Here is a 13,152-nt window from a genome sequence, read left to right as displayed (position 1 = left end):
CGCTCGCGAGCGGCTTCGCTATCGCCGACCTACACCACGCGGTGGGACACGACCTTGTGTAAATAGCACAAAAGCCAATATAAATTGTTCATATAGTTTAATTAGTTCAGTAAGTTTACTGTGTGCATATCGTGCATTATTAAAACTGTGTGCCAGGTATTTTGAAAAAATTGTTAATCTCAGCACGAAAAATAATCGTGCTGTCGCATGGGCGGTTACTCGACAGCAGAGTCTTGACGGTGATTTAGGATGATGAGGTACGGCGCAAGGCAGAGACGACCTCTGTGACCAATTCTTGTCGCAGCAAGGCGACGGGAATCCGGCCGTCAAGACAAGGCGAGGGGTTGTTCAGCCAGAACCATGCTTGCCGTGGGTTGGCAATGTGGGAGAGCACGTCTCTTATGCCAGGAACGGGCCTGCCATCCACGAACTGGGCCAAAGGAAATACATGTTTGCGGCTCCCAGCCCGCAATGCGATGACCGCGTTGTGTCGCCTCCACAGATGGAGTGTCGATCGGGGTATATGAAGCTGTGCTTCCAAATACGTCTGTCCCACTACATGCCCAGCCCAATCTTCGAACGACATCGTGTCAAGGACGTCCCTCTGGTCAGGCAAGCTCTGGAGAATCTGCCTTGGGCCAACTGTGGGTGGGGCGGCTGGGGGATCTGAGGGGCGGCTTCCAATATTCATTTCCAAACGAAACATCGCCTTGGCTGCTAGCGATTGAACGAATTCTGCCGCCAGCCTGGGGAGGTCGTCCTGCATATCCTCAATGGCGCGCAAATGGACGGGCGGAAGAAGCGCCACTGCCGCGGCGACGCCGCCAGCGATCTTGCCGGCTGAGATCGAAGTCTTTCGCGACGGGGCACGCCGAGCCAGGGCACGCTCGACCTCCACCGCAATAAAGGTTTCGAATTCATCGAGATGGTACCTGGGTTCGGAGTTTGGCCACTCAATCATGCAGTGTCATGCCGAAGCTGAATACAGGAGAGGTCTGGGCTACGCGCAAGGCTCACGATGATGCACCTGCGTTTCTGCCCGCCGGACGCGATAGGTGCCGAGGATCCAAAACCGTTGACAAGGCGTGATGGAGGATCGGACAAGTTTACTCCTCTACAGCACGCACACGCCGAGACGGCCTTAGGCACTGCCGGTCGCACGGGTTTGCAAAATGTAACCGGCCGTCCGGACCGTTCGGATTGCGTCGTAACCAGTCAAAGGCCGCAACGCCTGCCTCAATCTCCCGATATGCACGTCGACTGTACGCGGATCGACCGGTCTCCTGCCGCGCCATCCAGCCGCAATGAGTGATGGTCTGCTGTGCACCGTGTTCGGAAACTGGAGAAAGCGCTGCAGCAGCCGGAATCCGATCGGCGCCAGATCCACCGGGCGCCCTCTACATCTGACACTTTGGCTGGCTAGATCCATTTCGATCTCGAGCTGTCGTAGCGTCCGGCCTGATCCCGATTGCCCGAGGTCATCACCCCGTGGACCGCCAACAGCACTGTTCTTTAGAAATTGCAGAAGTCTGGCAGGTGCCAAAGGGCGGACGAGGCTTTCATCGATACCTGCTTCGATCAGGTCGATGTGACGATCACTGTTAGCGCCAACCAGTGCCGCAATGGGAATGCGGCCAGCTCGGTCGCCGCGTCTCAGCCCATCGCATACCGCTTCGAGATTGTCCGCCAAGCAATCAAGAAGGATGGCATGGGTATTGGGATGATCCGCAAGACGGATCACTTGATCAGGCTTGGCAGCCAGACAAACCGCGTATCCCTCGGCTTCGAGGATATATTGGAGAAGAAAGCAGAATTCTGCGTCCTCGGAGCTCAAGACCACAACAGGTTTCATTTGTCGCCTCCCGTCGCGTTCGGCACATCCTTGTCTTCAAATCGTCGTCACTTCGCACCTGGCCTATCCGCTCGCCAGACAGCTTGTGGCACTTACAGCGGCAGGAATTCTCCGCCGTTAACGTCCACGACCGCACCATTGACAAAGCCGGCTTCGCGAGAGATCAGAAATTCAACAACCGCCGCGACATCGTCGGGATGGCCGAGCCTGCCGGCCGGAATGGCAGCAAGGGCTGCCCTGTTGGTGGGAGTGTTCGGTTCTCCCGCCATGTTGGTCAGGATCCGGCCGGGTGCGACCAGGTTTACAGTGATGCCAAAGGCAGCATAGGCGCTGACCAGCGATCTGGTCAGACCCGACAGCGCTGCTTTTGACGCCACGTAACTCGCCCCCGCAATTTTGGGCCTCGCCCGCGCTGCGACAGAGCCGATCAAAACGATACGACCGAACCCGCGCTCCATCATGGCCGGACCGACTGCCTGGCAGCAAAGCATCGCGCCGGTCAAATTGACGGCCAACACTTCGTTCCACTCTGTCAAACGGATCTGGTTGAAGGGCGTGGCGCCGTCGCGTCCCTTAGGGGAAACACCTGCGTTGCAGACCAGTGCCTGCGGTGAACCCCATTTTGCGCCAAGTTCGATGAAAAAGTCTTCAATCTGTGCCGGTACAGCCAGATCAACAGGTCGGGCGAAGACCCGCTCCGTGCCGAACTCCTTGGCCAATTCGTCGCGCGCAGCCTCGACGTTTTCGCGCCGCTGGCTGAACACCGCCACACGGTAATTTCGACAAAGAAGCCGATGCGCGGTCGCGAGCCCTATTCCGCTCGTGCCGCCGGTGATTACCGCGATCTGCAAATGGCTGCGATCAGTCATGCTGCGGCGTCGACCTCCGCAAACAAGGACAAAGGCGGATGAGCTGCTGGGTCGGTCATGACTTCGATGACAAAAGGCGAATTTGCAGCCATGCCGACTCGCAATGCATCAGAAATCTGGTGCGCTGATTCAATTCGAACCGAGTCGCAGCCGCATGCCTTGGCGATCATTGCATGGTCGACCTGACCCAAGTGACACGCGCTCGTGAAGGCACCGAACTTGACCGACTCCGCATCACGCTGAAAGCCGAGAATGCCGTTATTGAGCACAATCACCACTATGGGAAGTCTGCAGCGAACCATGGTTTCTAGCTCGGCCCAACTGTGTGCAAATCCACCGTCGCCGACGATGACGACCACCGGGTGTTCCGGTCGCGCGACCTTGGCCCCAATGGCGAGGGGGACTCCCCACCCAAGCCCAGCCAGACCACGCGGAGTCAAAAACCGCATCCCCGACGAGGACGCGCGCAGCTGGCCGGCGACCCACATCGACGAATAGCTAGCGTCAGCCACGACCGTCGTTTCCGGGGTAATCTGCCGCTGCAGTTCGGCCATGACGCGCTCGGGGCGGATCGCTCCGTTCTGGCTTTCCGAGCGACTTGAACGCTCGTCGTGAAATTGCGTCCAGAAGCCACTTATACGACGAGCAATCTTGCTCCTGGCGGCGCGCCGTCGCGAGAGATCGGATTGGCAAAGCGCACCACGCAACACGCGCAGGGTTTCGGCAGCGTCGCCAACCAGGCGCACCTTTGCCTCGTAGGTGCGGCCAATCTCCGCCGGGTCTACATCGATGTGGATGATCGTTTTGTCACAAGATATCTGGGTCCAGCTGTCCGTACCGTTCTGGTTGGTTCGTGTGCCGACCAGCAAGATGACGTCTGCCTCATTCAAAAGCGCCACCGAATGGCTCCCTAGGGAACACGGTCCGACAAGAGAACCAAGGACCCCCGCCGAGAGCTCATGAAATTCATCAACCGCTCCCTTGCCCATGAAAGTCGTGAATACAGGAAGTGCGCATTCGTCCTGAAGCAAGGAAAGTTCGGCTGACGCCCCGCTCGCATGCACACCGCCGCCGGCTATGATGACCGGCGATAGTGCTGCGCTCAAAAGCCTCGCCGCAGCGACGATATCGCTTTCACAAGGGCGCAGCCTATCGATTGGCCAGTGGCCGAGGTTGGCTGTTCGCTCGAATTGCGCGCCAGTCCAGTTCGCGCGCAAGAGGTCCGCCGGCAAGATGAGCGCGGCGGGGCCCGGCCGGCCCGACCCTGCGATAGCAAACGCAGCGTCAACGTAGTCTTCGATACGCGCCGGCACCACAACCTTGCGCACCCACTTGGTGCAGGATTGAAAGAGCCCCAGATGGTCGAGTTCCTGAAAAGCATTGCGGTCTGCCTGGTCGCGCTCGACATCCTGCACGATCGCCACAACCGGTATGCTGGCCTTGAGCGCCTCTGCCAGGGGAGGAACCAGTAGCGTGGCGGCTGGCCCGTTTTGTGCGGCCACCACCCCGATTTTGCCAGAGCGGCGGGCATATCCATCCGCCATCGCTCCGCCCATGTTTTCCTGTCTGTAAGCGATCTGACGGATTCCCAATGCTTCGGCCGCCAGAATGACCGCAGATGGCAAGCTTTGTGCGAAAATATGAGACACGTCATGGCGTCTAAGGGCCAGCGCGATGCGGCCGGCGACCGTGTTGGAGAGATCTGCTGACATTGGCTCCACTTCAATGCTGGTTTGCGTGGCTGAGAAAATCGTCGAAGCAGTCGACGATCATGGTCGTTTCCGCCAATCCCATGGGCGTTGACAACGAGGCCGCTGCGCCACTCGGCAGGAGGATTCCAGAGGCCAGAAAATGTCGATGCAGTCGCCTCAACATCTCTTCTTCCTCCCCATTACAGAATGTTTGTCTGAATTCGCGCGGCGGGTTCTCCTTCGGATGAATTCGGAAAAGCGACGCTGCGCCAGTTACCGAAAAAGGCGCGCCATGCCGTCTGATGGCAGCTGATAGTCCGGTCCTGACATCGTTGCCCAATCGTTCGAGCCGATCGAATTCGTCCCTGGTCAGCGCCTGCATGGCTATGTGACCGGCAAGCATCGATACTGGGTTGGCCGAAAACGTGCCTCCTTGCGGCAGATACCCCTTGCCTTGCTTTGTGCCGAACACACGCATCACATCCTCCCGACCGCCGATGGCGCCTATCGGAAAGCCGCCACCTATGATCTTGCCCATAGCAACCAGGTCAGGCTCGAGCCCGTATTTGGCGGCCGCACCATGGTAGCCCTGGCGCAGATTGAGCACCTCGTCGGCGATGATGAGAACACCGCTTCTGTGCGCCGATGCCGCCAGAGCCTTCAGATAACCTGGATCTGCTGCGATCAGCCCCGCGCGACTGGGCATCGGGTCGACGAGCACACATGAGAGCCTGTCGGCGACGTCCTCCAATCGCTGCAACCCTTCGAGATCGTTGAAGCGCAAAATCAACACGTCATCTGCCACGCTCGCCGGAGCGCCGCGATAAAGCGGGACGGGCGCCGGAGCTTCTGGTGGTCCCCAGGTCAAAGGTGTCCCTGCCTGGCCGATTTCTGCCCAGTCGTAGGCGCCGTGAAAAGACCCTTCAATACGTGCGATTGCAGGCCTGCCCGTGAATGCACGCGCTGCCTTGATTGCGAACATCACGGCCTCGGTGCCGCTGTTGACGAAGCGAACTCGTTCGACCGGCGGAATGCGATCGATCAGCATTTCGGCAAGGATGATTTCATGCTCGGTCGGGTTCGCAAAGCAGCTGCCACAGGCAAGCTGCGATGAAACGGCCTCTACGATGGGCGCATAAGCGTGACCGTGAATGAGCGTGGTGAAGTTGTTGTTCAGGTCGAGAAAACGGTTGCCATCTACGTCTTGCAGATAAGCGCCCCGACCTGCCTTGGCATAGCGCGGGACCGGATCACGCTCGACCGTGATACGCGTGGTGCCATCGGGAAAAACGCGAAGCCCGCGATCGAAGAGATGATTGGACGCCCCGCGAGACTTAACCGGAGCATCCTGTTGAACGATCATCGTGAGGTCTCCCCGTCGCAACAGCAGTTATGTTGCAACAAAAAACACACAAATCGCGTTGACGCAACATAAAACGTCACACAGATTGCGGTCGAGGTGCATTTCGCTCGCGATTGGCATGTTTCATCCGTCGATAACCGTCACGAATATCGCTTTCAATCGCGGCGCGAACGGTGCTGGCGTCGCGCTCGGCCAACCCTTCGATGGCCGCCATATGGTTATGAACGCCATACTTGGCTTCGGCGAATTCAGGATAGAGATCGTTAAACGAGGCACCAATTCTCAACCACAATGTCTCGATCGTCGCGAGCAGATGAGGCATGCCGCACAGCTTGTAGATCGAAAAATGGAACTCCTTGTTGCTCCAAAGCGCCTCTGCGTATCGCCTTTCGTCGAGGGCGGCGTTGATTCGCAATTGCATCTCCTTAAGTGTCTCGATGTCCTCGTCGGTCACGCGAACGGTGGCTTTCTCAGCAGCCAGACCCTCGAGGGCCAGGCGCATAAGCGTAATCTCTTCAAGGGCTTGTGGCTCTAGAAAGGGCACTATGACTGTCTTTGGTCCGGCGTAGACCAACGCGCCTTCGAGAGCCAGTCGATTGATGGCGTCCCGCGCCGGCGTGGAACTCACTTTAAGATCCTCGGCGAGGCCACGAACCGTCAACTTGTCGCCGGGCTCATAGGCGCCTCGGATCAATTTTTCCTTGATCTGTTGGTAGACCCGGTCTCCGAGACGAGCCGGTTGCCTGTCGTCCTCTGTGACGAACTGGGTGCTGGAGGCCATCAAGAAATCCTGAAGTTGACAGAGTGAAATTTTTGTTGCATCAAAACGGAACTGTGAAGTCGCAATGAAGTTTGTGTGACATCTGCATAACATATTTCCGGTTGCGCGTCCCCTGTTTTGGGACGGCTATGGCTGGAACTGGTGTCAAAGCCGTATGCGGGCTCGCACGGCGGTAAGGACAAAGGTTTCGGATCTCGACCAGCGATGGGTGGTCGCGAGCCAGATTCTTCGCACGGAGGAACACCAGGTTGATCGGCGAAACGCTATCACTCCAGTCTCTCAGCAAGCGTTTTGGGCGGACCAGTGCCGTTGAGGACGTATCGTTCAACATCGCAGCAGGCGAGTTCGTGTCGGTGCTGGGACCATCGGGGTCCGGCAAGACGACATTGCTGACAATGATTGCCGGGTTCGAGGCGCCGAGCTCTGGCCAAATCTCGATTGGTGGCCGCGATATCACCGCAGCGGCGCCCAACCGGCGCAACATCGGCATGGTTTTTCAGAAATACGCGTTGTTTCCGCATATGACCGTCCACCAGAACGTGGCCTTCCCTTTGCGCATGCGCCGGTTGGATCGCGTGGCCATCAAAGATCGTGTGAGGCGAATCCTCGATCTGGTGCAACTGGTCGGGTTCGACGACCGTTATCCAAACCAGCTTTCGGGCGGCCAGCAGCAACGGGTTGCTGTCGCCCGAGCGCTGGTGTGCGAGCCTCCTGTTCTGCTGATGGACGAACCACTCGGCGCCCTCGACAAGAATCTGCGCGAGGCCATGCAGTTCGAGATCAAGCGGATCCAGTCCAAGCTCGGGGCTACTGTCGTCTACGTCACCCACGACCAGGACGAGGCAATGACCTTGTCCGACCGCGTGGCCGTCATGTGTGGCGGCACCCTGGTCCAGCTTGGCACTCCGGCAGATATCTACCATCGACCGCAATCACCCTTTGTGGCGCAGTTCGTCGGCAAAATGAATTTCATCGACGGCGAATGCCAACGTGACGAAGCCGGCACTTGCCACATCCGCATATCGGACAGGATCACCGTCGCCGTTCCATCGCCTTCCTTGGACGGGGCAGCTCGCCTGCAACGGGGGCGAGCCGTCAAACTCGCGGTCCGGCCCGAAAACCTGTCCTTCGCACAACCAGATTCGGCGACCGCCATACCCGGCCATATCGACGCGGAAATCTTCGTCGGTGCGTTTCGCCTCTATCTTGTGCGCCTGGCCACAATCGGTCAGCCGATCGTACAGATCCAGCTGCCTGCTTCCACGTCAATCGGCCCTTTGAGACGGGGCGGACGCGTTGACTTGTATGCCTCCAAGGAAGCCTTCCATGTCTTTGCAGCGCCTGAGGTCTGACCATGGCCGACGTAACTAACAGGCCAAACGAACAGAACTTCAGGCGGCCGGGCGGCTCGGTGAGCCGCTATTCGCCGGCGTTGTCGCTTGCGCTGGTCGCCCCTTTGATGCTGCTGATGTCGGTGGGATTCCTGTATCCGATTGGATCGCTGATCAAGCTGAGCCTGTTTACGCCAGCACTGGACCTTACCTCATACCGCAAGATCATCGAGCAGCCGATCTATCTATCGGTCATGGCGCGAACGTTCAGAATAGCCCTGTTCGTCACGATCACCTCCTTCATGCTTGGCTATCCTGTCGCTCTTGCCATGGCGAGCCTCAAACGGCGTCTGGCGGCGGCGGCGGCGGCCGCGGTATTTATCGCTCTCTGGTCGCCGGTACTCGTACGCTCCTACGCCTGGATCGTGCTTCTGCAGCGAAATGGCGTGGCCAACAATGTCATGACGGAGCTCGGGCTCATCGAAGCGCCCCTCAAGCTCATCTACAATGAAGGGGCGGTCATCATAGCGATGACCCACGTCCTTCTGCCATTCATGGTCTTGCCCATCTTCGCAGCGCTGCGGTCGATCCCGCAAGAGTATGTCTGCGCCGCCCGCAGCCTTGGGGCAGGGGCCTCAACGGCATTCCTGCGCGTCACCCTGCCCCTGAGCCTGCCCGGCGTGTTTGCCGGATGCGTCATGTGTTTCATCCTCGCACTCGGCTTTTACATCACTCCGGCACTGGTGGGTGGACCACGCACCCTGATTGTCGCGACACTGATCGGCCAACAAGCGACCGTCCTTCTCGACTGGCCATTCGCCGCGGCCCTCTCAACGGTCTTGCTGATCACGACGCTGATCATGGTGCTGGTTTTCCGCAAGGCGTTTTCCAGGTCCAAAGGATTTGCAAGTGTCGATTGAAACCGGATCTCCCCGCCTAGCGACTCCTCTAGCCGGCAGTCGCGCCACCGTCTGGCAAAGGCCTTGGGCGGCCGCGGTCACCGTTCTGCTGCAAGGCGCGGTGCTCGCCCTGATCCTGTTCTACCTCGTCCTTCCAACCCTGGTCATTTTGCCGATCTCGCTGGGGAGCGCCGATCACATCGAGTTTCCGCCCCGGCAACTGACCCTGCACTGGTATCGCCAATATCTGTCCGACCCCGACTGGATGGCCGCAACTTGGTTCAGCCTGAAAATCGCGCTCGCAACCAGCCTTGCCGCAACGGTCATCGGCACACTTGCTGCGATCGCCCTGACGCGAGGAGATCTGCCGGGTAAACAGGCCCTTCAGGCGCTTTCGCTCGGGCCTATGGTGGTCCCCCATGTGGTCTTTGGTGTGGCCCTCTATCTGATTTTCGCGCCCCTGCGGCTGACAGGAAATTTCGTGGGTTTCCTTGTCGCCCATACCGTGCTCGCCGTCCCCTACGTCCTGATCACCGTGACGGCTGCGCTGCAACGGTTCGATTTCACGCTGGAACTTGCCGCGCTGAGTTGTGGGGCCAGCCGGACGCGGTCGTTTCTGTTCATCGTGCTCCCTAATATCTCGCCTTCGGTTGCTGTCGCGGCAGTGTTCGCCTTTCTGTCGTCCTTCGACGAAGCGACGGTGGCGTTCTTCATTTCCGACACAGGCGGAAAGACCATCAGCCGCAAGATGTTCGAGGACATCGATTTCAATCTCACGCCGGTGATTGCCGCAGTCTCGACGCTGCTGGCCGCCCTGTCGCTGCTGTTGATGGCAGCCATTAGGACCACCACCCGGCAGCACTAGAGATTAGCTTAACCAACCAGACGCGCGAGGAACTTCGATGTCTCAGACTTTCCAGGAAATAATTGCAACGACAGCTGTATGCTTGGTCGCTCTGGGGCCCAGTGCCGCTGTCGCCGAGCAGATAGTGGTCGCGACAACCGGTGGGGCATACGAAAAGGCCCTGCGGGAAGCCTGGTTCGATCCCTTCACGGCAAAGACGGGCATTGAAGTCGTCACCGTGGCAGCCACCAACGCCGAGATGCGCGCCAAGGCTGCCGCGATGGTCAAGACTGGCAACGTCTCCTGGGACCTTTACCTGCAAGGTGAGATACAGGCGGCTTCCGAGCAACACTTGCTCTACGCCGAGAACCTCTCGGCTTTTTGCAAGGAGTTTTCGACACACGTAGACCTGGATGCCGACGCGTGTAATGCAGCAGGTGTGCGGTTGCTCTCGAATTCGACCCTTCTAGCATACCGGTCCGATGCCTTCGCCGCTGCAGCTCCCAGGACTTGGGCAGACGCGTGGGACGTCCAAAAATTCCCGGGTGGCCGGTCCTTCCCCGATTTCAATGATCCCTGGCGTGTCATGGCGGCGGCCCTGCTTGCCGACGGCGTGAGCCCAGAAAAGCTGTTTCCGCTCGACATCGAGCGGGCCTTGGCAAAGCTCGAACAGATCCGACCGGCAGTGGCGCTATGGTGGAAGACCGGCGACCAAAGCATGCAGGGCTTTCGCAATGGCGAATATGTCGTCGGCCAGATATGGCTGACCCGCGCCAAGGCTCTGAAAAGCGAGGGCCTACCCATCGCGTGGTCACACGCCGCCTCGTTCCTCGTCGGCGACCGGATCGCACTGATCAAGAACGCACCGCATCGCGAGAACGCACTCAAACTTGCTGAATACTGGCTCAACACGCCTGCCGCGCAAGCAAAAGTCTGTGAAGCCTTGTCCTGCAAGCCCCCAAGTGGCGAGGCCGTCAAACTGATGTCGCCAGAAGCGCGCGCCGACATGCCAAGTACGACAGATCCTCAAAGCAGTCCTGTCATTCCAGACGCCAAATGGATCAACGACAACGCCGCTCTCTTGCTTGAGCGATGGAACGCTTGGATCCAGCAGTGAACAAATGGGAGGTTGATCATGAGCAAATCTGCGCCGCGTATCCTGGTCGCACGGATCTGGCACGAGTCGAATGGGTTCAATCCGCAGCCGACTTCAAAAGCTGATTTCCAGATATGTGAAGGCGATGAGTTGCTCGCTGCCGCCGTGACTTCGGGCTCGACCTTGGCCGGTATCATTCAGCAACTCTCCAAGGAGCAGGTGGACATCCTGCCCAGCATTTCGGTGGTCGCGCCTCCGGGCGGACTGGTCGACCATGCCTTCTTCATCGAGGTCAAGGAGCGTCTGATCTCGGACGCTGCCGCTCTCGAACCTGACGCGATTGCGCTCGAGCTGCATGGCGCCATGGCAACCACGCTTCTCGATGACGCTGAAGGAGATCTCCTCGCGGGGGTCCGCGCCGCCGTTGGCGAAACGGTGCCGATCGGTATCGGGCTCGACCTTCATGCGCACGTCACGGTTGCCATGCTCGCTGCCGTCGATCTCTGCATTGCCTGCAAGGAAAATCCGCACTCCGACGTCGTCGAATGCGGTGAGAAGGTGGCTGCATATCTTCTGGCGATGCTCAACGGCTCGCTGCGTCCCGTGACCGCCATGGCCAAGATCCCGATGATCCTGCCAGGCGCTGCAGAAACGGCAGCAGGCCCTTTGCGCGAAATCCACGACCAGGCGCGCCTTGCCACGAAGGATTGTCCGGCAATCTGGGACGTCTCCCTCTTCAACGTATTCCGTTACGCAGACGACGAGGACATCGGCCAAGCGGCCGTCGTGTTGACGAATGACGCCGGCCAAAAAGGCGAGCTGGTCGCGCATTCCCTCGCCCAGGCCTTCTGGGAAAAGCGGGTCCGTTTCGCCGACGAGCTGTTGTCGATTGGTGAGGCACTCAACACGGTTGCCGAAGCGGGTTCTCGCCGGCCTTTCGTCCTCGCCGATATGGGAGACCGTGTGCTTGCCGGCGCGCCCGGAGACAGCACGGCGATCCTAGAAGCTGCATTGGACCGCCAAGACGGTTTGCGAGGGGCAATTCCCATCACGGATCCTCAGGCCGTCGATATCGCCTTCAAAGTTGGACTGGGCAACATCGTTTCCTGCGCGGTGGGTGGGCGGGTCACGCCGGGTTTCAGGCCACTGTCGATCACTGGCAAAGTCATCCACCTGAGCAGCGGCGACTTCACGTTGGCCGGTCCCTTCCAGGGCGGCGAACCTTCAAGCATGGGTCGGACCGCCGTTGTGGAGGTCGATGATCGGCTGCTCATCGTTTTGACGGCCAAGGCAGCATTTAGTCACGACCCAGCCGTTTTCACGAGCCAAGGCATAGAGCTCGCCTCCCGCGATTTTTTCGTCGTCAAGTCTGGATACCATTTCAAGCTTAATTTCGGTGCAGCAGCCACCCCGCTGTTGGTTCGCACGCCAGGGGTCGGATATTATACCAAGGGCTCGCTTAGTTATCGTAGGGCTCGATTCTGGCCCGAACACGATAATGGCGATCCCGCGGTCCATGTGCGCATTTTCGACAGAGCGTCAGCGTATTCTGCGGCCTTTGGCTAGGTGGCTGTCGAAAGAGGCGATGCTCTTCTGGGTCGCCAATCCGTTCCGGCCACTCGCGACCTAGACTTGCTTGATCATGGTGACAGCGAAGACCTTCCAAGCGATCTGTGCGCAGCCTGGCTCCTATGACGGAGTGACGTTGGAAATCGCCAAGGCCGCACGAGCGCGTCTCACCCCAAAGGCACGACGGCAGCGATAAATCAGCGACCGATCGAGATCATGGCGCACACGCCACCTCGGTCACCGTGACCCGGCTCCGGCGTTTCTGAGACAAGCTGGTCCCTCAGCGCCAGTCGACCAACTCCGACGCCCATCCGTCCCACTCACAATCCCCATCCGATGAATGGACACGTGGCTATCCTTGCTGCTTGCATCGTGGCATGAAATCAACCACGACAACAGCGCTTCACCTCCTGACAAACAAGGCGGTCATCACCGGGTGCTAACGGCGAGGCGAGGGTTCGCAGGCTTTGGCGTGTTTGCCGTCCAGCGGGCACCGCGATGGAACGATCGCGGTGCCGTAGTCTACCCGCACACCTAGCAGTTCGCTCCAGTCTGTGGATCGCACGCCTTGTTTTCTTGCTTCTGTGGCTTGGGCTTGGCCGCCCGCTCGGGCTTGGCCTGCGGCTCGGTGGGCTGCTCCTTGACCCTCGGCTTCTCAGGCTTGGCAGCCTGTTCCGGCTCGCCCTGCTGCTGCTCGGCAGCGGGCTGCTTCTTTGCCCTCGGTTTCTGAGGCTTTGCCGCCTGGTCGGGCTCGGCCTGCTGCTGCTCGGCAGCGGGCTGCTTCTTTGCCTTCGGTTTCTGGGGCTTTGCCGCCTGGTCGGGCTCGGCCTGCTGCTGCTCGGCAGCGGGCTGCTTCT

Annotated in this window: 11 protein-coding genes and 1 pseudogene; 6 read left to right on the top strand and 6 right to left on the bottom strand. The window is 59.3% G+C overall.

Annotated elements, in window-relative coordinates; genetic code table 11:
* A partial coding sequence (locus tag E5X88_RS32695) for a hypothetical protein (RefSeq protein WP_292168329.1) occupies positions 1 to 253 on the top strand: 253 nt, incomplete at its 5' end.
* Between the two features lie 888 nt (positions 254 to 1,141).
* On the opposite strand, the gene E5X88_RS32685 is transcribed toward E5X88_RS32695, so the two are convergent.
* The 5 genes from E5X88_RS32685 to E5X88_RS32665 all read right to left on the bottom strand — a co-directional run bounded on the left by E5X88_RS32685 (position 1,142) and on the right by E5X88_RS32665 (position 6,556).
* Positions 1,142 to 1,852, bottom strand: a complete 711-nt coding sequence (locus tag E5X88_RS32685; protein ID WP_292168326.1) for a response regulator transcription factor — start codon at positions 1,850 to 1,852, stop codon at positions 1,142 to 1,144.
* 92 nt (positions 1,853 to 1,944) lie between these two features.
* A complete protein-coding gene (fabG, locus tag E5X88_RS32680) occupies positions 1,945 to 2,721 on the bottom strand; it encodes a 3-oxoacyl-ACP reductase FabG (RefSeq protein ID WP_292168325.1) in 777 nt (258 codons plus the stop codon).
* Positions 2,718 to 4,433, bottom strand: a complete 1,716-nt coding sequence (locus tag E5X88_RS32675) for an acetolactate synthase catalytic subunit (protein ID WP_292168324.1) — start codon at positions 4,431 to 4,433, stop codon at positions 2,718 to 2,720. Before E5X88_RS32675 ends, fabG begins: the two co-directional genes overlap by 4 nt.
* A 10-nt stretch (positions 4,434 to 4,443) precedes the next feature.
* Positions 4,444 to 5,775 carry an aspartate aminotransferase family protein gene (locus tag E5X88_RS32670; RefSeq protein WP_292168322.1) on the bottom strand — a complete coding sequence of 444 codons (1,332 nt, stop codon included), beginning with the start codon at positions 5,773 to 5,775 and terminating at the stop codon, positions 4,444 to 4,446.
* Between the two features lie 76 nt (positions 5,776 to 5,851).
* Positions 5,852 to 6,556, bottom strand: a complete 705-nt coding sequence (locus E5X88_RS32665; protein ID WP_292168320.1) for a GntR family transcriptional regulator — start codon at positions 6,554 to 6,556, stop codon at positions 5,852 to 5,854.
* 248 nt (positions 6,557 to 6,804) lie between these two features.
* On the opposite strand from E5X88_RS32665, the gene E5X88_RS32660 reads away from it, so the two are divergent.
* The 5 genes from E5X88_RS32660 to E5X88_RS32640 all read left to right on the top strand — a co-directional run bounded on the left by E5X88_RS32660 (position 6,805) and on the right by E5X88_RS32640 (position 12,292).
* Complete coding sequence (locus tag E5X88_RS32660; protein ID WP_292168318.1) at positions 6,805 to 7,908, top strand: ABC transporter ATP-binding protein; 1,104 nt, start codon at positions 6,805 to 6,807, stop codon at positions 7,906 to 7,908.
* Positions 7,909 to 7,910: 2 nt separating this feature from the next.
* Entirely contained in the window at positions 7,911 to 8,807 is an 897-nt protein-coding gene (locus E5X88_RS32655) for an ABC transporter permease (protein ID WP_292168316.1), read from the top strand.
* Positions 8,808 to 8,892: 85 nt separating this feature from the next.
* A complete protein-coding gene (locus E5X88_RS32650) occupies positions 8,893 to 9,651 on the top strand; it encodes an ABC transporter permease (RefSeq protein ID WP_292168328.1) in 759 nt (252 codons plus the stop codon).
* A 37-nt stretch (positions 9,652 to 9,688) separates the two neighbouring features.
* Positions 9,689 to 10,747, top strand: coding sequence for an ABC transporter substrate-binding protein (locus E5X88_RS32645; RefSeq protein ID WP_292168314.1), 1,059 nt, complete (start codon positions 9,689 to 9,691; stop codon positions 10,745 to 10,747).
* 18 nt (positions 10,748 to 10,765) lie between these two features.
* Positions 10,766 to 12,292: a M81 family metallopeptidase gene (locus E5X88_RS32640; RefSeq protein WP_292168312.1), complete on the top strand. Its 1,527-nt coding sequence runs from the start codon at positions 10,766 to 10,768 to the stop codon at positions 12,290 to 12,292.
* A 537-nt stretch (positions 12,293 to 12,829) separates the two neighbouring features.
* Here the strand turns inward: E5X88_RS32640 and E5X88_RS32635 are convergent.
* Positions 12,830 to 13,152 (bottom strand): annotated as a pseudogene (locus tag E5X88_RS32635) (OmpA family protein); the annotation flags it as partial.

The organism is Mesorhizobium sp. (assembly GCF_004962245.1).
Lineage (GTDB): Bacteria > Pseudomonadota > Alphaproteobacteria > Rhizobiales > Rhizobiaceae > Mesorhizobium.
The sequence above is the reverse complement of the archived record's forward strand: the minus strand, read 5'-3'. Positions and strand labels throughout refer to the sequence as shown.

Excerpts from the sequence above, each read along its gene's own strand:
- E5X88_RS32645 (WP_292168314.1), top strand. The coding sequence starts at position 9,689 with ATGTCTCAGACTTTCCAGGAAATAATTGCAACGACAGCTGTATGCTTG.
- E5X88_RS32665 (WP_292168320.1), bottom strand. The coding sequence starts at position 6,556 with ATGGCCTCCAGCACCCAGTTCGTCACAGAGGACGACAGGCAACCGGCT.
- fabG (WP_292168325.1), bottom strand. The coding sequence starts at position 2,721 with ATGACTGATCGCAGCCATTTGCAGATCGCGGTAATCACCGGCGGCACG.
- E5X88_RS32655 (WP_292168316.1), top strand. The coding sequence starts at position 7,911 with ATGGCCGACGTAACTAACAGGCCAAACGAACAGAACTTCAGGCGGCCG.
- E5X88_RS32675 (WP_292168324.1), bottom strand. The coding sequence starts at position 4,433 with ATGTCAGCAGATCTCTCCAACACGGTCGCCGGCCGCATCGCGCTGGCC.
- E5X88_RS32685 (WP_292168326.1), bottom strand. The coding sequence starts at position 1,852 with ATGAAACCTGTTGTGGTCTTGAGCTCCGAGGACGCAGAATTCTGCTTT.
- E5X88_RS32640 (WP_292168312.1), top strand. The coding sequence starts at position 10,766 with ATGAGCAAATCTGCGCCGCGTATCCTGGTCGCACGGATCTGGCACGAG.
- E5X88_RS32670 (WP_292168322.1), bottom strand. The coding sequence starts at position 5,775 with ATGATCGTTCAACAGGATGCTCCGGTTAAGTCTCGCGGGGCGTCCAAT.